A 22,868-nucleotide genomic window follows, 5' to 3' on the forward strand; every position below is an offset into this window, starting at 1 on the left:
CCCGGCGGCAAAACCCGCATCGGCCATTATCCGCGCCCACCGCGCCGGCGATATCGGCTGGATCGTTCAGAGCCAAGGCCGCTTCTACGCAGAAGAATATGGCTGGGATCTGCGCTTCGAGGCGCTGGTCGCCGAGGTCGCCGGAAAATTCCTCGCCAATTTCGATCCGGCCAAGGAATATTGCTGGATCGCCGAACGCCGCAGCGTCAATGTCGGCTCCGTCCTCGTCACCAATGGCGGCGACAGCATCGCCAAGCTCCGCCTGCTCTATGTCGACAAATCAGCCCGCGGCCTCGGGCTCGGCAAATTGCTGGTCGACGAATGCATCCGCTTCTCCAGGGAGAAGGGCTACCGCGAGCTCTCGCTCTGGACCAACGACATGCTGGAGACCGCCCGCGCCATCTACGTCAAGGCGGGCTTCCGCCTTGTCTCCGAGGAGAGACATCGCATGTTCGGCCCCGAGGCGAACGGCCAGAACTGGGTGCTCGATCTTTGAATTTGCTGCATCGCCAAAATTCCGCTTGATTTGGAAACGATCATTCCCTAATTAGGACGCATGACAGACGCCATCCTCACATCCGAAGCAAAGACCCGCAGCCGTGGCCGTCCGCGCGAGTTCGACATGGACGCAGCACTGGATGCGGCGCTGCGCGTTTTTTCCGAACGCGGCTACCACGCCGCCGCCATCAGCGAATTGACCGAAGCAATGGGCCTTGCTTCGGGGAGCATCTACAAGGCATTCAAGGACAAGCGCGGCATCTTTCTCGCTGCTTTTGCCCATTATCGAAAACTCGGCCGACGGCGCCTGGAAGCGATGATCGCGTCTGCAGAGACGGGTCGCGAGAAGGTCTTCCAGATGGTGATGTATTATACCGAGCTCTCCTATGGCGAAGCCGGCCGCAAAGGCTGTCTCGTCGTTGGCGGCGCCAACGACTTCGCCCTGCTTGACGAGGAAGCCGCTGCCCACGTCGTGACGGCGTTTGCCGCGGACGAAAAGCTGATGGCCGATCTCATCCGCATCGGCCAGGCAGACGGCACCATTCCGAAGACGGTAGACCCGGCTGCTGCCGCCCTCGCCTTCCTCTGCTTTACCAAGGGCCTGCGCGTCATCGGCAAAACAGGACGCAGCAGGGAAGAGATGCTGTCCGCGGCCGAGGCCGCGATGAAGCTCGTGACCTGAAAAGTCCGCACCGTGGACGAGAGAAATACCGGCATTCGGTCAAGGATCGGGTGGCCGCAGCCAGCATTTTTGCATTCAGTCCTTCCAATCTTTGAATACCGGAGTTTCCGATGAGCATTTCAGCCACCACGCCGGATGAGGCCATTCCCCGGGCGCTATCCCCCTGGCTCACCTTCCTTTTCGCCGCCGCCTGCGGGCTGGTGGCCGCCAATCTCTATTACGGCCAGCCGCTCGCCGGCCCGATCAGCGCCGATCTCGGTTTCACGCCTGCCGCCACCGGCCTGATCGTCACGCTGACGCAGATCGGCTACGGCCTCGGCCTGCTGCTGATCGTGCCGCTCGGCGACCTCACTGAAAACCGCCGTCTGGTGTTGATGCTGATCGCCGTCTCGGCCGTTGCGCTGATCGGCGCGGCGCTGTCCTCGACACCCACGGCCTTCCTCGTCGCCTCGCTTTCTATCGGCCTTTCATCAGTCGCAGTTCAGGTCCTGGTTCCCTTTGCCGCCAACATGGCGCCTGATGCCACGCGCGGCCAGGTCGTCGGCAACGTCATGAGCGGCCTGCTCTGCGGCATCATGCTCGCCCGCCCCTTCGCAAGCTTCGTCGCCGAAGCCTCTTCCTGGCATGTGGTCTACTTCGTTACTGCAGCGCTCATGCTCGTGCTCGCCGTCGTGCTCCGCGCCAACCTGCCGGTCCGCCGGCCGACGACCAGGCTACGCTACGGCGAATTGCTCGCCTCCATGGGCCACCTGGCACTGACCTCGCGCGTGCTGCAGCGCCGGGCACTCTATCAGGCCGGCATGTTCGGCGCCTTCAGCCTGTTCTGGACGACAACGCCGCTGCTGCTCGCAAGTCCCGCCTTCGGCCTGACACAGAACGGCATCGCGCTCTTTGCGCTCGCCGGCGCCGCCGGCGCCGTCGCCTCGCCGATTGCCGGCCGGCTTGCCGATCGCGGCATGACCAAGATCGCCTCGACAATCGCCATGCTGCTCGGCATGGCGTCCTTCCTGATCAGCCATTTCGCAAGCGATGGCTCGCTCGCCGCCTTGATCCTGCTGACGGTAGCCGCGATCATGCTCGATTTCGGGGTGACGACCAATCTCGTCTGCGGCCAGCGCGCCATCTATGGCTTGAACCCGGAACATCGCAGCCGGCTCAACGGCCTCTTCATGGCCACCTTCTTTGCCGGTGGCGCACTCGGCTCGGCCGTCGGCGGCTGGGCCTATGCGACCGGCGGCTGGACGATGACCGCCTGGATCGGCTTCGCCTTTCCAGCGCTGGCCTTCCTGCTTTTCCTCACGGAAGAGCGCGGCAAGGAAGCCTAACTATCGGCGGAATCAAATCGCGAACGGGCGGCGCGAACGGCATCATGGTTCGCTTCTGCCCAGTTCAGAAGCTGCGACAGCGGCTGGTAGAGCGAACGTCCAAGTTCGGTCATCGAATATTCCACACTCGGCGGCTTGGTCGGGAAAACCTCGCGGTCGATATAACCATCCCTCTGCAGGTCGCGCAGTGTCTGCGTCAGCATGCGCTGCGAAATATCGGGGATCATCCGCCGCAGCTCGCCAAACCGATAAGGCCGATCCGCCAGCACCTCGAGTAGCAGCGTCGACCATTTGCCGCCGATCTGCTGCATCATGTCCCTGACCGGGCAATTGCCGAAATCCAGGCCGGCGAGATCGATCTCGCGCCGCGCCCCCGGCATCCGGTTCTTCAGATTGACGACCGCGGTACTCATCTGCTGGTTCCCTTTTGGTAACGTAGAGCCGAAAAACTGCCTCCTTTACACCGCCAAGTCAATTCCTATTCTAGTGTTACTCTCTTTTTGAGACCACCGGCACAACACAGCCAGCACAACACAGAAGGAAACGACGTATGAGCGAAATCATCCTGGTCACCGGCGCTGCCGGGCAGCTCGGCCAGCGTGTCATCCATCACCTCATCGAGACCTACAAAGTCGCCCCCGGCAACATCGTCGCGGCAACCCGCAGCCCGGAAAAGCTGGCCGAGCTCGATAAGAAGGGCGTGGTCACCCGCAAGGCCGATTTCGACGCCGCAGGTCTGGAGAAGGCTTTCACCGGTGTCGACCGGCTCCTGATCATCAGCACCGACGCACTGGATACTCCCGGCAAGCGCCTCGCCCAGCACCAGGCGGCCGTCGCGGCGGCAGTCAAATCAGGCGTCAAGCACATCGCCTATACCTCGATGCCGGCGCCGGACAATTCGCTCGTCACCTTCGCGCCCGATCATCTCGGCAGCGAAAACGCCATCAAAGCAAGCGGTATCGCCCATACGATCATCCGCGATGCCTGGTATCACGACAACTATCTGCACGGCATGCCGCACAATCTGCAGGGCGGCAAATGGTACAGCGCCACGGGCGGCGGCAAGATCTCGACCATCTCGCGTGACGACTGCGCCCTGGCGATTGCCGCAGCCCTTGCCTCCGGCACATCCGAGAGCGCCACCTATACCGTGACCGGCACCCAGTCGCTGAACAGCCGGCAGATTGCAGCCATCGTTTCCGACGTCGCCGGCAAGCCGCTCGAAGTGATCGACGTCACCGACGAACAACTCGGCCAGGGCATGCGCGGCGCCGGCCTTCCCGGTTTCGTCGCCGACATGCTGGTTTCTGCCGACGCCAACACCCGCGCCGGCAAGTTCGACCTCGTCACGGAAGACTTCACCAAGCTGACCGGCAAACAGCCGCAGCCGCTGAAGGATTTCTTCGTCGAACACAAGGCGGCCCTGACCGCCTGAGTCAATGCTCGTCGCCCCTGTCCTTTAGGTTTAACCCAAGGACAGGGGTGCCGTAGACACCGTCCTTGATTGCAAAAAAACGCTTCATTTCAGGTGGGTCATTCACGACGAAGACGCCCCGCGGCTGGATTCTGCGACAAGAACGTGAACATGACCAAGGGACCGCTGGAGAATACGGCGCTGCTTCTCGAAACGAGATCGCCAGACGGTTTCATGACACAGAAATACCGCTCCTCAGAATTGCGAGACGAAGCGAGGCGGTTTTTCTCTAAGGTCCAGCCCGTATTCAAGCTCGGCCCTCATCCAGAGAACACCGCTTTCATAGGGATCGTCAGACATTGTCTCAGTTCGCGCGTGTGCGACATTGCTGTCAGGCCAGTTCTTGACGCACGCGACGTTCTCGCGTTTCCGCTCGTTCCGGTCGATCGCACACCATTCTCATCTCTCGTCGAATAGAACCCATGCGAGACCATCCCGGAAACAGGTGATGGCGCGATATTTCGGCTCGATGACGATGTTTCCGGCGGCATCCGCGATGCCCCAAAGCAAGGTTCCGTTCGAATTCCTGGAGACGCGCTGTCCGCCGTCTGGTTCGCAACGCAACTTTGATTGCCGATCCTCCAGGCGGCGCGGCTCGGCGACTTCACGTCCTGATGCGTCGATCCAGAACTTCCGCGCATCCTTCGATACCGCATAGGCGCCGGAATCGGGCTGCATCTCATCGAACTGGGGAGCGAGGGCCAGTACACCGCTGCTGTCCAGTATTCCCCACTTGCCGTCAATCTTGACGCCGGCATAGCCACCGCTGAAACCAAATTGGCTCTGAAATGACGGCGGATCGACAAGCAGTTTGCCGTCCTGCTTGAGAAACCCCCATTTTCCAGTGTACCGAACCGATACAGGGAATTCGCAAGTCATGTGCGTGTCGTCAAAGAGATACGAAACCGTCGGCTTTTCGTCCGCTCCGACGGCCTGAATACGGTTGCCGCTGTGCATGAATTTGATACCCGAAGGACATGCCACCAGCGCCTTCCCATCCTCCGGGTTGGGCACCAGATCCCCGGCACGGTTGAGCCCGATCCACTGGCCGTTGACCAGTATCTTGGCCACCTCACCGGGATAATCGGGCAATCTCGCATCGTCAAACAAACGCCCGCCAAGCAACCGTCCCGCCTCATCAAGGAGGCCGGCTTTCTGGTCTTCGGTCACACGGTAAAAACCGTTTCGATACCCATGAATCCTAAACTGCTGTGGGGCGAGAATAGTTTGACCGTCCCGGTCGATCACGCCGCATTGGGCGGTGTCGGCCCGGCCACGTTGGCTGGACTGGCCTTTGTGTCCGGCCGGCCCGCCATAACAGACGATCGCTCTTCCTCCACCGAGTTTGCCGACTGTTTCGAAGCGAGGCTCGATCTTCCAGGTTCCGTCGGGAGCAAGCAATCCGTATCGTTTATCTCCCGGTTGAGCGGCCCAGACGAAAGTACCGAAGTCGAATTCTTTAATGGCCAGCTCGTCCTTCAGGATCTTTCCCGAGAGCAGATCGACGAGCAGATAGCGTGGATCGTCCCTCTCGAAGAGCAGCTCCCCGATCATGAAACGCGGGAAGCCAAAAGATTGCGGCACGATCGCTTTAGCGGGACGAACGAGTGCCGCGTCGGCCGCGAATGGGATGGCACGCGCGTAATTCGGCGGCAGTACAAGCTTTCCCGCCCTGTCGATGATTCCTGCCTTGTCACCGAGCACCACCTCGGCATGGCCTTTGCGAAATGCACGGGCAAGGTCGAACGCAGGCGCGATCACCATCTCGCCACTCGAATTGATATAGCCGAATTTCCCCTCGGAGCGCACGGCGGCCAGCCCCTCCGAGAAAGGAAGCGCAACTTCGAACTTGCGATCGATCCGCGGTTCTAACGTCGCTCTGTCGATATAGCCGCAAAGAGCGTAGACGCCACCGCACCTTTCCACCCATCTTTCCGGCCGGGGATCGGCGACCCCGGCTCCAACGGAGCAGAGCAAAAACGCGCATGCCGCCGTGACAAACATAAGTTGACGAGTAACTACTCTCATCTAGCGCCCCCCGGTTGAAAGTACCAGGAGATGCTGGTGTGTTGGAAATATGGCCAATCTGCGGGTCGGATGTCACGAGCACAGAAATCCCTGTGCCCTCACTCGTGAGCACGGGAGATCCTCGCAATGCATCAAGTTAGTCGCAACCAATACGCGAGAAGAAAACGCCCCCTCTCAAACCGCCTGACCGCAGGCCCGGCAGAAGCGCCGCACCGTTTCCGCCATGCCGTATTCAAGCGCATCGGCGGTCAGGCCGTGGCCGATCGAGACCTCGGCAAGCTGGGGAATGCGCCTGACCAGCGCCGGCAGGTTTTCGACCGTCAGGTCATGGCCGGCATTAACGGCAAGGCCGATTGCCAGGGCCGCATCCGCCGTCCGCCCGAGCGCTTCGAGGTTCGCGGTCGCCCGCTCCGGCGCGTCGAAGCAGCCGCCATAGGGACCGGTATAGAGCTCGATCCGATCGGCGCCGACCGCCTTAGCGGTCTCAACCGCTTCTACATCGCCATCGCCGTCGGCAAAGAGCGACACCCTGCATCCCATCGTCTTCAGCCGCGCGACGGAATCGGTCAAGAACGCCTGGTGCTTGCGGAAATCCCAGCCGTGATCGGAGGTCGCCTGGGCGGGATCGTCAGGCACCAGCGTCACCTGCTCGGGTGCCGCCCCGGCGCACAGTTCGAAGAATTCCTCTGTGGGATAGCCCTCGATATTGAACTCGGCCTTGGGGAATTCGTCGTCGATCAGGTTGCGGATCACAGGCAGGTCGGAAAAGCGTATGTGCCGCTGGTCGGGGCGCGGATGCACCGTCAGCCCGCTCGCACCGGATTTCAGCGCGATACGCCCGAGCGCTTCGACGCTCGGCCAGGGCAGGTCGCGCCGGTTGCGCAGCATGGCGACGGCGTTGAGGTTCACGGAGAGCTTGGCGGGCATGGCGAGATCCATCGGTCACGGAAATGGGAGGCCTGCTTTTAAGCCAAGTGCTCGGCGATGGCCAACGAGATTCACAAATGGGTGCGATGCCAATCGCTGATGAGCGCCGAAATTACCCTGAGCATTTGCCGCACGCGTACCGCAGATAGTAATTCCCGTCATCTTTGAAGAGGACCGCGAGATCCCGCAGTGCAGCACATGTTTTTGTGCAAGACACCCAAGAACCCGGCAAAATATGCCGGTAAAGTTGCTATCCCATTTAAAAGAGATTATTTTTAGCACTTATAAAAAAGATCGTTCACGCATAACGTGGACATCGTATCGCGTAGAGTACGCCGCGTACTGCTTCTTTCCCAATGAGAAGAACGCCTAGAGGAAACCCCACTCGCCGCGCATGGGAAGCAACTGGCAAAACCGCATGAGGTGCAACAACATGCCCCAGGAGGGTTCATGCCAGACGGTTCCAAACGCCTGTTTGCCACCGCCGGTATCGCTTCGGAGGCCCGATCGAAATATCGGTTCCTGCCTTCAGCCGCGCTACCGCCGGATCTACCTGATGGTCCCGTGCCCATCGCCGATATGGCCAATGCATTCGGGGTTACGCACAGGACACTGCATTTCTACGAAGAAAAGGGATTAATCTCGGCCAACCGCATGGGCCTGATGCGGGTCTACGGCCAGGACGACGTGTTGCGCATGGCCGTCATTACCGTTTGCCGTGAGACCGGCATGCCGATCGCCGTCATCCAGGAATTGATGGACGAACTCCGCAACGCCGATTCGCAGGAAACGGCCGAGGCGATGTTCCGCGAGGCCCTGCAGGTGCGCAAGCGCGAACTGAGGGCGGAGATGTCGACGCTGCACCGCCAGCTTCAGCAGGTCGGCGACCTCCTGGATTTCGACGGGAGCGTCGAGGCGCCGCCATTGAACGACAATCAGGACAGTGCAAGCCTGACCGCACAGGAGCGGCGTTGCCTGGATCTGATGGCCGAGGGTTATTCCACCCAGCGCATCGCCCGGGCGCTCGACCTGAAACATGACGAAACCCGTGACCTGGAGGCCGGAATTATCCTGAAATTCCGCGCCAACAACCGCTTCCAGGCCATCGCCAAGGCAGTTCTGCTCGGCATCGTGCAAGCTTAGTACCATCCGCCCAAGATACGGCCGCCACCGTTTCTTCCTCGCCAGTCCAGATCGGGAATGAGACCTAGTCACGGGTGCGACTGGGATTAGCGGACGATCGTCAGCGTCTCCGCCGCGCGCGTGATCGCGGTATAGAGCCAGCGTTCCCGCGTATCGCGAAATGCCCAGCTCTCGTCGAAGAGCACGACATCATTCCATTGCGAACCCTGCGCCTTGTGAACCGTCAGCGCATAGCCATAGTCGAACTCATCGTAGCGTTTGCGGGTGTTCCAGGGAATCTCGCCCTCGACATCCTCGAAGGCCTGCTTCAGCAGCTTGATCTTGGCTGCTCCCCGGTCCATGTCGTCATCCTCTGGCCGGACGAGCAGATTAATGCCGGGCTTCGTCGTTTCCTTGGATGAGGTCATCACCTGCCAGAGCGAACCGTTGAGCAAGCCCTTGGCCGGATCGTTCCTCAGGCAGACGAGCTTGTCGCCGGTCTGCGGATAATCGGCATTGAAGCCTTTCAGCTCGCGCAGGCGCTGATTGTAGCGCCGCCGCGTCCTGTTGGTGCCGACGAGCACCTGATCGGCATCGAGCACCAGCTGCTGCGTCACCTCGTTCTTCGAGATCACCTTGGCCGTGCCGTAATCGCCGTACATCACCTCATTGCCTTCGCGCACCTGCATGGCGAGCTTGATGATCGGATTGTCGCGCGCCTGCCGGTGGATATCGGTGAGCAGGTAGTCCGGATCCTGATTGGTGAAGTAGCCGCCGCCTGTGACCGGCGGCAGCTGGCCGGGATCGCCGAGCACCAGGATCGGCGTGCCGAAGCTCATCAGATCCTTGCCGAGCGCCTCGTCCACCATCGAGCATTCGTCGACGATGATCAGCGCCGCCTTCGCGACCGGGCTTTGCCGGTTGATCGAAAACATCGGCGCGATCGAGGTCTTGCCTGTTTCCTCGTCTTCCACGGCCTCCTCGCCGCGCGGCCGGTAGATCAACGAATGGATCGTCCGGGCGTTGGAGGCGCCGCGCGAGCGCAGCACCTGCGCCGCCTTGCCGGTGAAGGCGGCAAACAGCACGTCGCCGTCGACATTTTCAGCGAAATGCTTGGCAAGCGTCGTCTTTCCCGTTCCGGCATAGCCGAACAGGCGAAAGAGCGGCGAGCGCCCTTCCTTCAGCCATTTCGAAACAGCCTTCAGGGCTTCATCTTGTTGCGGCGCAAATTGCATGATCGCAGGACTTGGCAGGATTCGCGGGATTTAGGCAAGGCGGAAAACGGCAAATCGCCCGGCCGGACGATCATCAGTTCCACTGCCGGTCCGCGCCACTGGCACACATCGACGGGTCCTGCCCCATAGCGTCGGTGAGAAAATCGAGAACCGTCTTGACGCGCAACGGCATGTTGCGCCGCGAGGGATAGACGACGGTAACCGGCAGCCGGCTCGGCTGGAAATCCCTCATCACGGGGACCAGCCGGCCAGCGGCGATATCGGGCATCGCGATGATATGCGAAAGCACCGCAAGACCCGCTCCAGCAAGGGCTGCCCGGTGGATGGCGACCGCATTGCAGGCGGTCAGTCGCGGCGAGATCCGGACCGATATGTCTTCCGAACCGTTCGAGAAGGACCAAGTATTGGCCTCGCCCGCCCTGTTGTAACACAGGCATTCATGGTCCTTGATCTCCTTCGGTGTGCGGGGGGCAGCCCTGCGCGCGAGATAGGCGGGCGAGGCGACGAGGAAGGCCGTCGTCCAGCCGATCCGCCGGCAGACGAGGCTGCTGTCGGCGACCTGGCCCAAGCGCACTTCGAGATCCAGGCGCTCCTCGATCATATCAGAGCCCTGCTCCCTGAAGATGAGTTCGACCGAGAGCTTCGGATGGGCGGCAAGAAGATCGCCGAGCCGCTCGCTGAGATAGAGGCCGAGTGGTGCTGGAACGCTGAGCCTGACCTTTCCCGAGGCCATGGTTCCGTCCGATCCGGCTGCATCGCCAAGCTCCTCAACCGCTTCGAGAATCCGCAGCGCCATCGGAAGCATCCGCTCCCCCTCTGCCGTCAGCGACAGGCCACTCGTCGTGCGATGCAGGAGGCGGGTGTTGAAATGGCCCTCGAGGGCTGCGACCTGTCGCGAGACGGCGGGCTGCGTCACGTCGAGATCGTGCGCCGCCGCCGAAAACGAACCCGTCTCCACGACGCGCTGAAAGGTCCGCAATGCCGAAACGATATCCATCCCCCTGCCCCTCATACTTTTGCGCATAGGCTTTATGCAGCCAGACTAAACGAGAATGGCTTTACAGTCCAGCAATTAAGGATATCTTCTATCCATAAGGATATTCAATATCCTTAATTAAAGGAGAGACGCATGACTCAGCGACTGAACTACGCCCAACAGTCCCCCGAGCTTTTCAAGAAATTCATGGAATTCAGCATGGCGCTGAAGAGCAGCGTGATCGACGAGAAGCTGCAGGCCCTCGTCGAGATCCGCGCCTCACAGATCAATGGATGCGGCTTTTGCCTCGACATGCATGTGAAGCAGGCCAAGATCTACGGCGAGACGGAACTGCGGCTCTACCACGTCGCCATCTGGCGGGAATCGAACCTGTTCATCCCCCGCGAGCGCGCAGCCCTTGCCTGGACCGAAGCACTGACCAAGCTTTCCGAAGGCGGCGTTCCCGACGAGATTTACGAACGGGTGCGCGGCCAGCTTTCCGAGAAGGAAATCTCGGATCTGACTTTCGTCGTCATGGCGATCAACGCCTGGAACCGCGTCAATGTCGGCTTCAAGACCGTGCCCGGCACGGCCGACAAGGCCTACGGCCTCGATAAGGCTGGCCTGAACTAAACCGAGCAATTCATTGAGAAGATTCACCTTTGACGCTGCCGCACCACGGCAGCGAACGGAGATCCATTATGAAAATCGTTGTCATCGGCGGAACCGGCCTTATCGGTTCGAAGACTGTCGAACGCCTGCGCAAACGCGGCCATGACGTGATTGCCGCCTCGCCGAACTCAGGCGTCAACACGATCACCGGAGAAGGACTGGCGGAGGCGCTCTCGGGCGCCGAAGTCGTGCTCGACCTCGCCAACTCGCCGTCCTTCGAGGATAAGGCCGTGCTCGAATTTTTCGAGACCTCGGGCCGCAATCTTCTCGCCGCCGAAAAACTCGCCGGCGTCAAGCACCATATCGCCCTCTCCGTCGTCGGCACCGAGCGTCTGCAGGAAAGCGGCTATTTCCGCGGCAAGCTTGCCCAGGAAAAACTGATCAAGGCATCGGGAATTCCCTACACCATCGTCCATTCGACGCAGTTCATGGAATTCCTCAGTGGCATCGCCCAATCGGGAACGGTCGGCCAGACGGTCCACCTGTCGCCGGCCTATGTGCAGCCGATTGCTTCCGACGACGTCGCGGACGCCATGGCGGACGTGGCCCTCTCTGCTCCCGCCAACGCGACGCTCGAGATCGCTGGTCCGGAACGGGCGCGTCTCAGCGAGCTCGTCGCTCGCTATCTGAAGGCCATGAAAGACCCACGCACCACCGAGGCTGATGTCGAGGCGAGATATTTCGGCGCAAGACTGAACGACCAGTCGCTCGTTTCCGACGACAATCCGCGGCTTGGTTCGATCACCTTCGAGCAGTGGTTCGCAAAGTCCGCCCAGCCGACATGATTGACGTGCCCTCAAGACGCGACCGCTCGGGCGCGTCTTCCCCCGATCCAGCAACCATGGAGATTCCGATGATCAGAACATTTTTCCTCGCCGCCGCCCTCGCCTTTCCGGCTGCCACCGGCGTTAGCGCCCATGACAGCAGCGAGTCTGCCAAGGTGACACTCGTCTATGAGCACGAGCTTCCGAACGTGCCGGGTAAGAGCATCAAGGGCGTGCTGGTCGAATACGGCCCGGGCGGCTTCTCCGAAGGCCACACCCATCCCGACACCGCCTTCATCTACGCCACCGTACTTGAAGGAGCGATCCGCAGCCAGGTCAATGACGGCCCGGTCAAGGTCTATCATGCCGGAGAGAGCTTCTCCGAAATGCCGGGCGACCGTCATGGCGTCAGCGCCAACGACAGCGAGATCAAGCCCGCCCGCCTGCTCGCCGTCTTCGTCGTCGACACCAACCAGAAAGAGCTGACCTATCCGCTCAAGAAGTGACGATCCGCATTACAGCGCTGCGCGTCTTTCAGACGCGCAAAGGACGCTGTAACACTTTCAACCCTCGTATCGGCCCGCGCAGGCCTGATGCTTGCGCGGGCGGCCACGATGCTGAATCATGTGCGGCCTGCGCCCCGGAGACCGAGAGATGATTGACGACGCTCTTTTCGGCAAACCTCTGATATCCCTGATAACAGTCGGCTTCGCCGGCATCGTCGTCTGGTACTTTCTCTCCAGCCAGCGGCCGACGACGCGGCTGGTGGTGCAGATCCTGTTCTTTGCCGTGATGACGCTGATCCTTATCGGCAGCGGCATCGACCCTCACCGATTTCAGGGATACGACTCCCTGGATCCGCAGGCCCTGCTCGTCATCCTGGCGAAATCGCTCTGGTGGGTTCACCTGGCTTGGGCGGTGATCGGCTTCATCCGGCTCTATCTTGTGCTAGAGGGAAACCCGCGCGAGGCGCGCCTGCTGCAGGATCTCGTCGTCGGCGTCGTCTATATCGGCATGGCGCTCTCAATCCTGGCCTTCGTCTTCGGCGTGCCGATCGGAACCCTCGTCGCCACCTCAGGCGTCGTCGCCATCATCCTTGGCCTGGCGCTCCAGAATACGCTTGCTGACGTCTTCTCGGGGATCGCGCTGACCCTCGGCCGGCCCTATGTCATCGGCGATTGGATTCTTTTGAGCGACGGCACCGAGGGGCGCGTCGTCGAAAGCAACTGGCGCGCCACACACATCCTGACCAGCGCCAACAATGTTGTCGTTCTCCCCAACAGCTTCATGGCAAAGCTCGGACTGACCAACATCAGCCGGCCGGACGAAACCCATCTGTTGACTCTCACCATCCGCGTTGCACCGACGCGCATGCCCGAAGCGATCCAGCGCGTTATGGAAGCGGCGTTGGCAAGCTGCAATTCGATCTTGCGCGAGCCGCCGCCGGTGGTCGCGCTCAAGGGACTTGATGCCGCAGCGCTGGAAATCGATCTCTATTTCAGGGTGACGAGCCCGAACCAGCGCGCCACTGCGCGAAGCGAGGTGCTCGATCTCGTTTACCGCCATTGCAAATCCGCCGGCCTGCTGCTCGCCGCTCCGGCCAGCGCCGCGATCGTGACGACCGGCCTGCCGACGGAAGAGGGCGCGCATCCGCCCCGCGTGACACCACGCGAACTGATCGAGGCCATTCCGGTCTTTGCGACACTGACGTCAGATGAAAAGGCAAAACTCGCCGAGACCACGGCTGTCCAACAGTTCCGGAAGGGTGACGTCATCGTGCGGGAGGGCGAAATGCTGCCCTCACTGATGATGGTCCGCGCCGGCATCATCGCGGCGCGGAACGCAGGCGAGGAACGCGGACGGCTCGCGCCGGGCGACTTTTTTGGCGAGACCGGACTGCTCGCCGGCATGCAGGAAGTCTGCACCCTGGAGGCTCTAACCCCCGTGACCGCCTATGAGATCGACCAGGAGGCCTTCGCGCCTCTGCTAAGCGAACGCCCGGCGCTGGCGGAAGAAATCGCCGACCACCTCGCCAGCCGCGCCGAGCGTTTCCGCAACGGCGCCTCCTTGCCCCCGGAACATGCCCGCAGCGCCCATGCCATCCTGAAAACCATCAGGACCATTTTCAAGGCATAGAGATCGGCACCCCTCGCTCAGCCGGCCCGCTTGAGCACCCATTCGAAGGTGCTCCGCCAAATGTCGGCCGGCACTTCCTCGGACAAGGTGCCGACCAGATCGGAAAGCCGGACGCGCCTCAGCGTATCCCGCCAGGCCTCGTCGGCCTCCCACATGATGCGCGCCACCGCGCAGGGCTTGCTGTCGCAATAATCGGCCGGCCGGCAGGGATTGTTCTCCCGGATGTTCGTGCAGGTGAAGCTGCGCGCCTTCCCCTCGACCGCCTCGACGATCTCGAGAAAGTTGATATCCGAGGGGGTCTTAGCAAGCCTGTAGCCGCCGCTCGGACCGAGCGTGGTCTCGACCAGCGATGCCTGCGAAAGGCTCTGCAGTGCTTTGGAGAGATATTCCTTCGGCAGACCATGAAGCTCGGCGAGCGCCTTGGTGGAAAGATACCTGCCCTCTGGCAGGCCCGCGAGAATGGCGCAGCAGTGAAGCGCCCACTCGACTTGGCTTTTCAGGATCATTCGGCAACTCTTGTGATGGCTGGTTCTGCCAATGGAATTAAGGACATATAATATCCGAAAGCAGCCACCATGTAAATGAGCTGCAAAAGCAGCGTGTTGCTGCCTGAACGGCGATGCCGGCTCCGATTTCCCCTCAGCCCTCGTTCTCGTCCTCTCCCCGCGCCTGCTCATTTTCAATTCCGGCGATCAGCTTGCGCAGCAGCGCCGCAAGCGTCTCGCGCTCCTTTCCGTCAAGAACCTGCAGAAAAGAAGCTTCGCTCGCCATGTCAGTGCGGAAGGCCTTTTCGGCGAGTGCCGCACCCACCTCGGTCAATGCCACCAGCACGCTGCGCCCGTCCCGCGGCGATTTCTCCCGGCGGATCAGTCCCGCCTTCTCCAGCCGGTCGAGCCTGTGAGTCAGGCCTCCCGAGGAGATCATCAGCGCCGAATACATCTCCGTCGGGGTCATCAGGTAAGGCGGTCCGGAACGGCGAAGCGTTGCGATCACGTCGAATTCGCCGCGGTCGAGGCCAAAATCGGCAAACGTCGCCTCGATGCTGGGACGCACTAGGTTCGACAGCCGGAAAGCCCGCCCCAGGATCGCCATCGGCTCGGTGTCGAGGTCGGGCAGTTCCAGCGCCCATTGCCGGCGCAGCCGGTCGACGTGGTCCTCCCCGGGGCGGTCCTCGTCCCCGAGGCGGTCACCGTCCCCTTTAGTTCCATTCATCATTATCTGCCTCATATCACCACAAGCGAGACATACACCTTCTATCCGAGTCACGGAAGATATCTTGACAGGAAGATAGTTTCGGGAATATATCTTCTCGCGAAGATAGTTTTATGTTTATAGACAGCACCAGCAGGAGGCACGTGATGTTCAGGATTCTTCGCCACCAGGAACCGCGACCCGATCAGAGCCGCACGGTCCGCTTCGAAGGCCGCGACTATGGCGGCGAGATATCGCTTTTCCTGGTCGACAATGAGCCTGGCCAAGGGCCTGACCTGCATGTCCACCCCTACTCCGAAACGTGGGCAGTCAGGAAAGGCGAAGCCGAATTCACGGTGGGCGACGCCAAGACCCGCGCCTTTCCCGGCGATATCGTCGTCGTGGCCGCCAACGTTGCCCACCGCTTCGAGAATGTCGGCACCGGACGACTCGAAATCGTCTGCATTCATGCCAGCGACACGATCGTGCAGGAGTTTGTGTGAGCCGAGCCGCCGCCTGGAAAACAAAGCGCGAAAGACAAAAGAAGAGGAGAGAACTGCAATGCCCAAGATGATATTCGTGAACCTGCCGGTAAAAGACCTTGCTGCTGCGACCCGCTTCTACGAAGCGATCGGCTGCAGCAAGAACGAACAGTTCAGCGACCATCAGGCGTCGAACATGGTCTGGTCCGACGCCATCTTCTTCCATCTGCTGACGCGCGATTTCTTCGCGACCTTCACGCCCAAACCCGTTGCCGAAGCGCAGAAGACGAGCGAAATGCTGATCACGCTGACGATGGACAGCCGTGAAGAGGTGGACGCTATCGTTGAGGCAGCCGCAGCCGCCGGGGGCAAAGCCGATCCGCGCGCGCCGACGGACATGGGTTGGCTCTACAACCGTGCCTTCGAAGATCCCGATGGCCATATATTTGAAGCGGTCTGGGTCGACATGGCGGCGGCGACCGCCACCGGAGCATAACCGGTAAGGCGCCCGACACGCCATGCGCAGGCGAAACGGGCTTCGGCCTCCTCGCGCGCCATGAAAACTTTTACTGCCTCTGGAATAAAACCACCGCGCCTCGTGTCTCATCTCAGGTAGCGCAAGATTGCGTGCCCAACCTGAGGAGAGACATCATGAAATCCGTGAAATTCCTGTCCGTCGTGGCGGCCGCCGCCCTTGCCGCGACCGCTGCTTTCGCCGCCGCTCCTGTCACGACCGTGGAATCCGCCAAGGGCAAGGTGCTTGCCGGCGAAAACGGCATGACGCTCTACACTTTCAAGAAGGACGTGAAAGGCGTTTCCAACTGCTACGATGATTGCGCCAAGAACTGGCCGCCGCTGATGGCGGCTTCCGATGCCAAGGCTGATGGTGCATATTCGATCATCGACCGTAAGGATGGCACGAAGCAATGGGCCAAGGACGGCATGCCGCTCTATTATTGGGTCAAGGACAAGAAGACGGGCGACATCACCGGCGATGGCGTCGGCGGCAACTGGGATCTCGCCAAACCTTGACAGTCGGACCCTGATGCCAAGAGAGCCGGCGTGAAGATACCCGCACCCGAAACCTTCGAGGGCCAGATCCTGGCCCTCCTGCCCTCGCTCAGGCGCTATTCGCGCAGCCTGACGCGCTCGGATGCCGATGGCGAGGACCTGCTCCAGGATTGCGTCGAAAAGGTTCTCACGCGCCGCGGCCAATGGCGCGGCCTCAACCTGCGCGGCTGGGTCCTGACCATCATGACCAATCTCTACCGCAACGGCCGGCGCGGCAAGACGCGCGACGGCCTTGTCGAGCTCGATGCCGCAGACAATCTGGCCGCGCCCGAACCGCCGGCCGATCCGCTGGAGCGCGCCCGGCTGGACGATGCGCTGAACAGCCTTTCGGAGGAACACCGCGCCGTGCTGATGCTGGTCGTCATCGAAGGATACACCTATGGCGAGGTCGCAGCCGCGCTCGATATCCCGATCGGCACCGTCATGTCCCGCCTGTCGCGCGCCCGCCGGCGCGTCGCCGAGCGGTTGAAGGCCGACAACATCATTACGCTTCGGAGACCGAAATGAACGAGACCAATCCGAGCGTCACCGAAGCCGACCTCCACGCTTATGCCGACGGCCAGCTGCCGGAAACGGTGCGTGTCCGCATCGAGGCCTTCCTGGTCGACAACCCTCACGAGGCGGCGATGGTCGCTGAATGGCAGGCACAGAATTCAGGCATCCGATCGCTGTTTGCCGGTTATGAGAAGGCGAAGGACACCGATCCTCTGCTCGTCGTCCCCCCGCGCGCGGTTTCATCGAGAGCGAAACGCTGGGCGATCGCCGCATCAGCCCTCCTCGTCTTCACGCTCGGCGCCATCAGCGGCCATTATGGCCCCGCACTTCTGGAAAAGCCGGAACTGCAGCTTGCCGGCTCCGAAACCCTGCCAGAACAGGCCCAAACCGCCTTCACGGTCTATGCCGCCGAGGTTCGCCATCCTGTCGAGGTCTTCGCAAACGAGGAGGTCCACCTCGCCACCTGGCTCGGCAAGCGGCTGGCAATCCAGAGCCTCAAGATCCCCAACCTGCAGCCGCTCGGCTTCAAGCTTGTGGGCGGCCGCCTGCTGCCGGTCGACGGCAGGCCGGGCGCCATGTTCATGTATGAAAACCAGGCCGGCGAGCGCCTGACCGTCATGGTCGGCCGCAACACGGAAAACCGTACGACGAGCTTCCGCTTCGCCTCATCGGGTAATCTTGAAACCTTTTACTGGATCGACGGCGAACTCGGTTATGCCGTGACCGGCGAAATCTCCCGCGAGACGCTGCGTCAGGTAGCCGAGGAGTGCTACAAGCAATTCCCGTCCTAGAGTAATTCCAGGAAAAGTGCGAAGCGGTTTTCCGTCCGGAATTACGTAAAAACAAAGACTTAGAGTGGTTCTGCGCTTCCGTGAACAGCTGAACCGCTCTAAGGATCAGCGTGAGGGATCGTTGCCGAGCTCGATCGGCCGTCCATGCGGCGTCGCCTCCGCCGCCCGCTGCCAGCTCTGCTGCAGTGCCAGGATCGTTTCCGCATCGGCGATGCCGTTGTCGACGATCAGGTCGGAGAGTGCCGCCACCCAGCAGTCGAAATAGTCGCTGCCATCTTCGGCCCGGCCAGGCTTGTGCAATTGGGCGGAAAGGGTTTCAGCCCATTCGCTCCAGCTGAACAGGCCTTGTGCGTGAAGATGCACCGTCATGGCAAAAGCCTCAGCCGCCCATGGCTCGGGAAAGACCGGCTCGCCTTCCGGCGATCTCGGCAGCCCGGATGATTGCGTCAGCGGCGATATTTCATGCCGGCTCAAGATAGCTCTCCCAGGCATCGATCGACACGGTCAGCGTCGGATCGGCATCCTCGCCCCAGATCTCCGCGCCGCCGAAAACGACCGTATAGAGCCATTGCGGGTTTTCACCCTTGCCATGCGCGTTGTCGTCGGGAAAGACGAAGGCACCTTGCACCGTCTCGACCACACCGGTCTTGGCTCGCGCATAACGCGGCAGGCGCGTATGCGTCGCCGGGTTGAAATTCTTTGTCCTCACCGCTTCGCCGGCCAAGAAGCGCGGCGCGGTCTTAATAGGACGATCGCAAGGCCCGCCCTTCGCCAGAACGCCGGGCACCATGTCCGCCTTCAGCACCCGCTTCGGAACGGCTCCTGCCTGCTGCGCTTGGCCGGAGAGCAATTCCGCACGCGTCGCAAAACCATGCCGTTCGAGCAACTTGTCGATGCCGCGGATCCAGATCTCGTAATAGCTGGCGGCGAGGTAATCGGCCGGCGGAATATTCTCGCGCGCATGCCGGCTTTCATCGATCGTCCATGCGCCGAAAGCGCCGCAGGAAAGCGTGATGCCGAGCGCCCGCTTTTCCCATTCGGCATGGAAATAGGGCTCGTCCTTTTCGGGCGCGACGGGACCGAAGCCCATCTGCCCGCCGAGATCGTGCGGCCCGTTCATGTGGCGCCCTCCGGCCTGCGGGCAACGGCCGTGCCGATCATCGCATCGCGGCTGACGAGGCCGGCGAGCGTCTGTTCGTCCATTCCGTCGGTCCCTTCGGGCCGCTCGGGAATGACGATGTAACGCAGTTCCGCCGTCGAATCCCAGACGCGTATTTTCTTGTCCTCAGGCAGCGTCAGCCCGAATTCAGCCAGCACGCCGCGCGGATCGATGACGGCGCGCGAACGATAGGCCGGCGCCTTGTACCAGACCGGCGGCAGGCCGAGCACCGACCAGGGATAACAGGAGCAGAGCGTGCAGACGACGAGATTATGGGTCTCGGCCGTATTGAAGACGGCGCGCATGTGCTCGCCCTGCCGGCCGGTATAGCCGAGGCTGGCAATGGCCGCCGTCGCATCGCGCTTCAGCCAGTCGGTGAAATCAGGATCGCTCCAGGCTTTTGCCACGACATGCGCGCCGTTCCTCGGCCCTACCTTTGTCTCGTAGGTCTCGACGATGGCATCAATCGCCGCCGGATCGATCAGCCCCTTCTCCGTCAGGAGCGTTTCCAGCGCCTTCACGCGCGCCTGCATGTCGGAATAATGGTTGTCGTGATCATGCCCGTGGGCGTGCTGATGTCCGTGAGCATGGTCGTCGTCATGGTCGTGCAAGGCGAAGCCCTCCCGAAACTGCCCGCTATTTCTAACATATGCCGCAGGCCCGCCAAGCCCTTCTATGTCTCATGCGCTTTTCCGCTAATCTCCTGCCATGAACATTCTGATTCTCGGCGCAACCGGCTTTATAGGATCCGTCGTCGCGGCCCGGTTCGTCGCCGACGGCCACGTCGTGACCGGCCTCGGCCGCAATCCCGCGCGTGCGCGCCTGAAACAGCAGGCGATCGACTGGCGGCGCGCAGATCTTTCATGCATGACGAAACCGGTGGATTGGGACGAGATCCTTAAGGATCAGCATGTTGTCGTCAATTGCGCCGGCGCCCTGCAGGACGGCCTCTCGGATGATCTGTCGGCCACCCAGGCAGAGGCGATGCTGGCGCTCTATTCCGCCGCAAAACGCTCGTCGCGCCCGCTGATCGTGCAGATATCGGCAAGGACGGCGAGAGCCGCTGGCGATCTTCCCTTCCTCGCTACCAAGCGGCGGGCCGACGAGGCGCTGGCGGCAAGCGGCCTGCCTTACCTCATCCTGCGCCCTGCCCTCGTTCTCGGCCGCAATGCCCATGGCGGCTCGGCGCTGCTGCGGGCGCTTGCCGCCTTTCCCTGCGTGCTGCCACTGGTCCATGCCGAAAGTCCGGTCGAAACACTTTCAGTGGACGATGTGGCAGAAGCCGTGTCGCGGGCAGTCTCCGGCGACATCTCCGGCGATATCGATCTTGCCGCCGACGAAGTTCTGACGCTCGCCGATCTCGTCCGCCTTCACCGCCAGTGGCTCGGCCTGCCGCCAGCCCGCGTGCTCGCTCTCCCTCGCTGGCTTGCCAGCCCGGTCACGTGGCTGGCCGATCTATCAGGACTGCTCGGCTGGCGTTCGCCGCTGCGCTCCACGGCGATGACCATCATGTCGGAAGGTGTGCGGAGCTTGAAAGCGGAGAGCGGTCTTGCCACGACACCCGCGGCAGCGACGCTCTCGGCCAATCCGTCCGGCGTACAGGATCTCTGGTTTGCCAGGCTCTATCTTCTGAAGCCGCTCGTCATATCGGGCCTATCCGCTTTCTGGCTGCTCTCAGGTTTGATCCCGCTGCTGACGCTGGAGAAGACGTCCGCTCACTTCCTGCCGTTCATGCCTGAGGCCGCAGCAACGGCGCTGACGCTTGCAACTTGCCTGATCGACATCGCTCTCGGCGCCGCCGTCCTCCTTCGCCCACTGGCAAAACGCGCCCTTCTCGGCATGCTGGTCGTGTCGTTCGCCTATCTTGCCGGCGCCAGCCTGCTCGAACCCGCACTCTGGCTCGATCCGCTCGGTCCCCTCGTCAAGGTGCTGCCATCGATCCTGCTGACGCTCACCGCGCTTTCCACGCTGGATGAACGCTGATGCTTGAGGAATGGCTGCTGCTTGCCCATGTCATCGGCGCGACCGTGCTCTTCGGCACCGGCGCCGGCATCGCCTTCTTCATGGTGATGGCGCACCGGACACGCGATCCCCGTTTGATCGCCCATGTCGCCAGCACGGTTGTCATCGCCGACACCCTCTTTACCGCCACCGCAGCTATTCTCCAGCCGGTGACCGGCTATCTGCTGGCCCGATCGATCGGCTGGGACCTGTCGGAGGGATGGATTGCGCTGTCGCTGCTGCTTTATGTCGTGACTGGCCTGTTTTGGCTGCCGGTCGTCTGGATCCAGATCCGGCTGCGCGATCTCGCCCGTGCCGCAGCCACAGCGGGAAAGGCCCTGCCGCCGGCCTATTTCAGCCTTTACCGCATCTGGTTTGCCTGCGGTTTTCCGGCCTTCTTCGCCGTCATCGGCATTTTCTGGCTGATGCTCATGAAGCCGGCAATCACTCTATTTTAGCATCGGCCAGAGGCTTAGCACCAACAGCACCGCCATGCTGATATTGAACCATTTCAGCCGCACCGGATCGGAAAGCCATTCCCTCAGCGCCGAGCCGAAGCCTGCCCATGTCGAGACGCTGGGCACATTGACTGCCGCAAAAGCGAGACCGACGATCAGCACGCTCACCAGGTAGAGTTGCGGATTGGTGTAGGTCGCCATCGCGGTGACCGCCATCACCCAGGCTTTCGGGTTGACCCACTGGAAGGCGGCCGCCGCGAAGAAGGACATCGGCTCGACGCCGCTCCTGCCTTCGCTGAGCGAGCGCGACGAGGCGATCTTCCAGGCGATCCAGAGGAGATAGGCTCCGCCCGCAAATTTTAGCGCCGTATAGACCACGGGCACCGTGTGCAGCAGCGCGCCGAGCCCAAGGCCGACGCCGATCAGCAGCGAGAAGAAACCGACACCGATGCCGAACATATGCGGGATCGTCCTGCGGAAGCCGAAATTCACGCCCGATGCGAAGAGCATCATATTGTTCGGGCCCGGCGTGATCGAGGTCGTGAAGGCGAAGAGAACGAGGGCGAGAAATGTATCCAGCGGCATGCGACCTCCCGAAGCCAGCTTTCTGCGGCCTGTTCATTAGGTCAGCATAACTGTCCTAAGTGGCCGATACCATTACATCATTGTCATGGTGACAGGATTACTTGAAAGATAAGAATTCGCCGCAATCTCCTGCAAAATGGAAAAGATCATGCAAGACAACCGGATTCCGACAATCACCTTCCCGAACGGCGTAGAAGTGCCGGCGCTCGGCCAGGGAACCTGGGCGATGGGCGAGGATGCCGGCCATGCCAAAGCGGAGATCGAAAGCCTGAGGGCCGGCATCGATCTCGGCATGACGCTGATCGACACCGCCGAAATGTACGGCGACGGCGGCGCCGAAGAGATCGTCGGCCAGGCGATCAGGGGCCGGCGCGACGAGGTCTTCATCGTCAGCAAGGTCTATCCCTGGAATGCCAGCCTGACAGGCACGATCGAGGCCTGCGAGCGCAGTCTCGAACGGCTGGGCACCGATCGCATCGATCTCTATCTGCTGCACTGGCGCGGAGACCATCCGCTCGCAGAGACCGTCGCCGCCTTCGAAATGCTGAAGGCATCCGGCAAGATCGGCGCCTGGGGCGTCTCCAACTTCGACACCGACGACATGGAAGAACTGCTCGGAGTGCCCGACGGCGCCAATGTCGCCGCCAACCAGGTGCTCTATAACCTTTCCCGCCGCGGCATCGAGTTCGATCTGCTGCCCTGGTGCCAGAGCCACGGCATTCCCGTCATGGCCTATTCGCCGATCGAGCAGGGAAATATCCTGCACCATCCCGAACTGATCCGCATCGCCAAGGCC

General features: G+C 61.6%; 28 protein-coding genes. 17 read left to right on the forward strand and 11 right to left on the reverse strand.

Features of this window, described 5'->3' with window-relative positions; genetic code table 11:
• The 3 genes from FY112_RS37790 to FY112_RS15070 form a co-directional block, all read left to right on the forward strand.
• The coding region (locus FY112_RS37790; RefSeq protein WP_246700679.1) for a GNAT family N-acetyltransferase at window positions 1–496 on the forward strand (496 nt) is incomplete at its 5' end.
• A gap of 60 nt (window positions 497–556) precedes the next feature.
• Window positions 557–1,180 (forward strand): TetR/AcrR family transcriptional regulator, encoded by a 624-nt coding sequence (locus FY112_RS15065; RefSeq protein WP_131620299.1) that lies wholly within the window; start codon window positions 557–559, stop codon window positions 1,178–1,180.
• Window positions 1,181–1,290: 110 nt separating this feature from the next.
• Window positions 1,291–2,505: an MFS transporter gene (locus FY112_RS15070; protein WP_151518729.1), complete on the forward strand. Its 1,215-nt coding sequence runs from the start codon at window positions 1,291–1,293 to the stop codon at window positions 2,503–2,505.
• On the opposite strand, the gene FY112_RS15075 is transcribed toward FY112_RS15070, so the two are convergent.
• Window positions 2,502–2,918, reverse strand: a complete 417-nt coding sequence (locus tag FY112_RS15075) for a helix-turn-helix domain-containing protein (protein WP_131620297.1) — start codon at window positions 2,916–2,918, stop codon at window positions 2,502–2,504. The two genes, FY112_RS15070 and FY112_RS15075, sit on opposite strands and share 4 nt — an antisense overlap.
• Before the next feature lie 137 nt (window positions 2,919–3,055).
• Here FY112_RS15075 and FY112_RS15080 point away from each other — a divergent pair, with 137 nt between their 5' ends.
• Window positions 3,056–3,940, forward strand: a complete 885-nt coding sequence (locus FY112_RS15080; protein WP_151518731.1) for an SDR family oxidoreductase — start codon at window positions 3,056–3,058, stop codon at window positions 3,938–3,940.
• 438 nt (window positions 3,941–4,378) lie between these two features.
• On the opposite strand, the gene FY112_RS15085 is transcribed toward FY112_RS15080, so the two are convergent.
• Both FY112_RS15085 and FY112_RS15090 read right to left on the reverse strand, forming a co-directional pair.
• A complete protein-coding gene (locus tag FY112_RS15085; RefSeq protein WP_246700680.1) occupies window positions 4,379–6,007 on the reverse strand; it encodes a WG repeat-containing protein in 1,629 nt (542 codons plus the stop codon).
• Window positions 6,008–6,181: 174 nt separating this feature from the next.
• Complete coding sequence (locus FY112_RS15090; RefSeq protein ID WP_131620295.1) at window positions 6,182–6,934, reverse strand: pyridoxine 5'-phosphate synthase; 753 nt, start codon at window positions 6,932–6,934, stop codon at window positions 6,182–6,184.
• 450 nt (window positions 6,935–7,384) lie between these two features.
• Here FY112_RS15090 and FY112_RS15095 point away from each other — a divergent pair, with 450 nt between their 5' ends.
• Window positions 7,385–8,077: a MerR family transcriptional regulator gene (locus FY112_RS15095; protein WP_151518733.1), complete on the forward strand. Its 693-nt coding sequence runs from the start codon at window positions 7,385–7,387 to the stop codon at window positions 8,075–8,077.
• An 86-nt stretch (window positions 8,078–8,163) separates the two neighbouring features.
• Here FY112_RS15095 and FY112_RS15100 read toward each other — a convergent pair whose 3' ends face one another.
• Complete coding sequence (locus tag FY112_RS15100; RefSeq protein ID WP_003541249.1) at window positions 8,164–9,291, reverse strand: ATP-dependent RecD-like DNA helicase; 1,128 nt, start codon at window positions 9,289–9,291, stop codon at window positions 8,164–8,166.
• 73 nt (window positions 9,292–9,364) lie between these two features.
• Window positions 9,365–10,288: a LysR family transcriptional regulator gene (locus tag FY112_RS15105; protein WP_151518735.1), complete on the reverse strand. Its 924-nt coding sequence runs from the start codon at window positions 10,286–10,288 to the stop codon at window positions 9,365–9,367.
• A 132-nt stretch (window positions 10,289–10,420) separates the two neighbouring features.
• Here FY112_RS15105 and FY112_RS15110 point away from each other — a divergent pair, with 132 nt between their 5' ends.
• The 4 genes from FY112_RS15110 to FY112_RS15125 all read left to right on the forward strand — a co-directional run bounded on the left by FY112_RS15110 (window position 10,421) and on the right by FY112_RS15125 (window position 13,839).
• Window positions 10,421–10,900: a carboxymuconolactone decarboxylase family protein gene (locus tag FY112_RS15110; RefSeq protein WP_077978734.1), complete on the forward strand. Its 480-nt coding sequence runs from the start codon at window positions 10,421–10,423 to the stop codon at window positions 10,898–10,900.
• Window positions 10,901–10,968: 68 nt separating this feature from the next.
• Window positions 10,969–11,724, forward strand: a complete 756-nt coding sequence (locus tag FY112_RS15115; RefSeq protein WP_017961221.1) for an SDR family oxidoreductase — start codon at window positions 10,969–10,971, stop codon at window positions 11,722–11,724.
• Window positions 11,725–11,792: 68 nt separating this feature from the next.
• On the forward strand, window positions 11,793–12,209 hold the full coding sequence (locus FY112_RS15120) for a cupin domain-containing protein (RefSeq protein ID WP_131620291.1): 417 nt from the start codon (window positions 11,793–11,795) through the stop codon (window positions 12,207–12,209).
• Window positions 12,210–12,357: 148 nt separating this feature from the next.
• Window positions 12,358–13,839 carry a mechanosensitive ion channel family protein gene (locus FY112_RS15125; protein WP_131628467.1) on the forward strand — a complete coding sequence of 494 codons (1,482 nt, stop codon included), beginning with the start codon at window positions 12,358–12,360 and terminating at the stop codon, window positions 13,837–13,839.
• 17 nt (window positions 13,840–13,856) lie between these two features.
• On the opposite strand, the gene FY112_RS15130 is transcribed toward FY112_RS15125, so the two are convergent.
• Both FY112_RS15130 and FY112_RS15135 read right to left on the reverse strand, forming a co-directional pair.
• Entirely contained in the window at window positions 13,857–14,345 is a 489-nt protein-coding gene (locus FY112_RS15130) for an Rrf2 family transcriptional regulator (RefSeq protein ID WP_017961224.1), read from the reverse strand.
• Window positions 14,346–14,478: 133 nt separating this feature from the next.
• On the reverse strand, window positions 14,479–15,054 hold the full coding sequence (locus FY112_RS15135) for a MarR family transcriptional regulator (protein ID WP_131644814.1): 576 nt from the start codon (window positions 15,052–15,054) through the stop codon (window positions 14,479–14,481).
• 143 nt (window positions 15,055–15,197) lie between these two features.
• Between FY112_RS15135 and FY112_RS15140 the strand changes: the two genes are divergently transcribed.
• The 5 genes from FY112_RS15140 to FY112_RS15160 all read left to right on the forward strand — a co-directional run bounded on the left by FY112_RS15140 (window position 15,198) and on the right by FY112_RS15160 (window position 17,869).
• Window positions 15,198–15,533 carry a cupin domain-containing protein gene (locus tag FY112_RS15140; RefSeq protein ID WP_131620288.1) on the forward strand — a complete coding sequence of 112 codons (336 nt, stop codon included), beginning with the start codon at window positions 15,198–15,200 and terminating at the stop codon, window positions 15,531–15,533.
• Window positions 15,534–15,591: 58 nt separating this feature from the next.
• A complete protein-coding gene (locus FY112_RS15145) occupies window positions 15,592–16,008 on the forward strand; it encodes a VOC family protein (protein WP_151518737.1) in 417 nt (138 codons plus the stop codon).
• 155 nt (window positions 16,009–16,163) lie between these two features.
• Window positions 16,164–16,544 carry a hypothetical protein gene (locus FY112_RS15150; protein WP_062945374.1) on the forward strand — a complete coding sequence of 127 codons (381 nt, stop codon included), beginning with the start codon at window positions 16,164–16,166 and terminating at the stop codon, window positions 16,542–16,544.
• A gap of 30 nt (window positions 16,545–16,574) precedes the next feature.
• Window positions 16,575–17,090, forward strand: a complete 516-nt coding sequence (locus tag FY112_RS15155; RefSeq protein WP_131620286.1) for an RNA polymerase sigma factor — start codon at window positions 16,575–16,577, stop codon at window positions 17,088–17,090.
• Entirely contained in the window at window positions 17,087–17,869 is a 783-nt protein-coding gene (locus FY112_RS15160) for an anti-sigma factor (RefSeq protein ID WP_131620285.1), read from the forward strand. The genes FY112_RS15155 and FY112_RS15160 overlap by 4 nt, the downstream gene beginning before the upstream one ends.
• A gap of 105 nt (window positions 17,870–17,974) precedes the next feature.
• On the opposite strand, the gene FY112_RS15165 is transcribed toward FY112_RS15160, so the two are convergent.
• The 3 genes from FY112_RS15165 to nthA are packed head-to-tail and all read right to left on the reverse strand — an operon-like array spanning window position 17,975 to window position 19,639.
• Window positions 17,975–18,343: a nitrile hydratase accessory protein gene (locus FY112_RS15165; protein ID WP_131620284.1), complete on the reverse strand. Its 369-nt coding sequence runs from the start codon at window positions 18,341–18,343 to the stop codon at window positions 17,975–17,977.
• Window positions 18,330–18,989: a nitrile hydratase subunit beta gene (gene nthB, locus FY112_RS15170; RefSeq protein ID WP_131620283.1), complete on the reverse strand. Its 660-nt coding sequence runs from the start codon at window positions 18,987–18,989 to the stop codon at window positions 18,330–18,332. Before nthB ends, FY112_RS15165 begins: the two co-directional genes overlap by 14 nt.
• On the reverse strand, window positions 18,986–19,639 hold the full coding sequence (nthA, locus tag FY112_RS15175) for a nitrile hydratase subunit alpha (protein WP_131620282.1): 654 nt from the start codon (window positions 19,637–19,639) through the stop codon (window positions 18,986–18,988). Before nthA ends, nthB begins: the two co-directional genes overlap by 4 nt.
• Window positions 19,640–19,736: 97 nt before the next feature.
• On the opposite strand from nthA, the gene FY112_RS15180 reads away from it, so the two are divergent.
• A complete protein-coding gene (locus FY112_RS15180) occupies window positions 19,737–21,011 on the forward strand; it encodes an SDR family oxidoreductase (protein WP_131620281.1) in 1,275 nt (424 codons plus the stop codon).
• Window positions 21,011–21,487, forward strand: a complete 477-nt coding sequence (locus FY112_RS15185) for a DUF2269 domain-containing protein (protein WP_131620280.1) — start codon at window positions 21,011–21,013, stop codon at window positions 21,485–21,487. Before FY112_RS15180 ends, FY112_RS15185 begins: the two co-directional genes overlap by 1 nt.
• Here the strand turns inward: FY112_RS15185 and FY112_RS15190 are convergent.
• Window positions 21,479–22,072, reverse strand: a complete 594-nt coding sequence (locus FY112_RS15190; RefSeq protein ID WP_027668578.1) for a LysE family translocator — start codon at window positions 22,070–22,072, stop codon at window positions 21,479–21,481. The genes FY112_RS15185 and FY112_RS15190 overlap by 9 nt on opposite strands.
• Window positions 22,073–22,220: 148 nt before the next feature.
• Here FY112_RS15190 and FY112_RS15195 point away from each other — a divergent pair.
• Window positions 22,221–22,868: aldo/keto reductase (locus FY112_RS15195; protein WP_151518739.1), on the forward strand; the 648-nt coding region annotated here is incomplete at its 3' end.

Origin of the sequence: Rhizobium sp. PEPV16 (assembly GCF_008919455.1) — a bacterium.
GTDB classification, from domain to species: domain Bacteria; phylum Pseudomonadota; class Alphaproteobacteria; order Rhizobiales; family Rhizobiaceae; genus Rhizobium; species Rhizobium leguminosarum_Q.

Excerpts from the sequence above, each read along its gene's own strand:
- FY112_RS15065 (WP_131620299.1), top strand. The coding sequence starts at position 557 with ATGACAGACGCCATCCTCACATCCGAAGCAAAGACCCGCAGCCGTGGC.
- FY112_RS15070 (WP_151518729.1), top strand. The coding sequence starts at position 1,291 with ATGAGCATTTCAGCCACCACGCCGGATGAGGCCATTCCCCGGGCGCTA.
- FY112_RS15075 (WP_131620297.1), bottom strand. The coding sequence starts at position 2,918 with ATGAGTACCGCGGTCGTCAATCTGAAGAACCGGATGCCGGGGGCGCGG.
- FY112_RS15080 (WP_151518731.1), top strand. The coding sequence starts at position 3,056 with ATGAGCGAAATCATCCTGGTCACCGGCGCTGCCGGGCAGCTCGGCCAG.
- FY112_RS15085 (WP_246700680.1), bottom strand. The coding sequence starts at position 6,007 with ATGAGAGTAGTTACTCGTCAACTTATGTTTGTCACGGCGGCATGCGCG.
- FY112_RS15090 (WP_131620295.1), bottom strand. The coding sequence starts at position 6,934 with ATGCCCGCCAAGCTCTCCGTGAACCTCAACGCCGTCGCCATGCTGCGC.
- FY112_RS15095 (WP_151518733.1), top strand. The coding sequence starts at position 7,385 with ATGCCAGACGGTTCCAAACGCCTGTTTGCCACCGCCGGTATCGCTTCG.
- FY112_RS15100 (WP_003541249.1), bottom strand. The coding sequence starts at position 9,291 with ATGCAATTTGCGCCGCAACAAGATGAAGCCCTGAAGGCTGTTTCGAAA.
- FY112_RS15105 (WP_151518735.1), bottom strand. The coding sequence starts at position 10,288 with ATGGATATCGTTTCGGCATTGCGGACCTTTCAGCGCGTCGTGGAGACG.
- FY112_RS15110 (WP_077978734.1), top strand. The coding sequence starts at position 10,421 with ATGACTCAGCGACTGAACTACGCCCAACAGTCCCCCGAGCTTTTCAAG.
- FY112_RS15115 (WP_017961221.1), top strand. The coding sequence starts at position 10,969 with ATGAAAATCGTTGTCATCGGCGGAACCGGCCTTATCGGTTCGAAGACT.
- FY112_RS15120 (WP_131620291.1), top strand. The coding sequence starts at position 11,793 with ATGATCAGAACATTTTTCCTCGCCGCCGCCCTCGCCTTTCCGGCTGCC.
- FY112_RS15125 (WP_131628467.1), top strand. The coding sequence starts at position 12,358 with ATGATTGACGACGCTCTTTTCGGCAAACCTCTGATATCCCTGATAACA.
- FY112_RS15130 (WP_017961224.1), bottom strand. The coding sequence starts at position 14,345 with ATGATCCTGAAAAGCCAAGTCGAGTGGGCGCTTCACTGCTGCGCCATT.
- FY112_RS15135 (WP_131644814.1), bottom strand. The coding sequence starts at position 15,054 with ATGATGAATGGAACTAAAGGGGACGGTGACCGCCTCGGGGACGAGGAC.
- FY112_RS15140 (WP_131620288.1), top strand. The coding sequence starts at position 15,198 with ATGTTCAGGATTCTTCGCCACCAGGAACCGCGACCCGATCAGAGCCGC.
- FY112_RS15145 (WP_151518737.1), top strand. The coding sequence starts at position 15,592 with ATGCCCAAGATGATATTCGTGAACCTGCCGGTAAAAGACCTTGCTGCT.
- FY112_RS15150 (WP_062945374.1), top strand. The coding sequence starts at position 16,164 with ATGAAATCCGTGAAATTCCTGTCCGTCGTGGCGGCCGCCGCCCTTGCC.
- FY112_RS15160 (WP_131620285.1), top strand. The coding sequence starts at position 17,087 with ATGAACGAGACCAATCCGAGCGTCACCGAAGCCGACCTCCACGCTTAT.
- nthB (WP_131620283.1), bottom strand. The coding sequence starts at position 18,989 with ATGAACGGGCCGCACGATCTCGGCGGGCAGATGGGCTTCGGTCCCGTC.
- FY112_RS15180 (WP_131620281.1), top strand. The coding sequence starts at position 19,737 with ATGAACATTCTGATTCTCGGCGCAACCGGCTTTATAGGATCCGTCGTC.
- FY112_RS15185 (WP_131620280.1), top strand. The coding sequence starts at position 21,011 with ATGCTTGAGGAATGGCTGCTGCTTGCCCATGTCATCGGCGCGACCGTG.
- FY112_RS15190 (WP_027668578.1), bottom strand. The coding sequence starts at position 22,072 with ATGCCGCTGGATACATTTCTCGCCCTCGTTCTCTTCGCCTTCACGACC.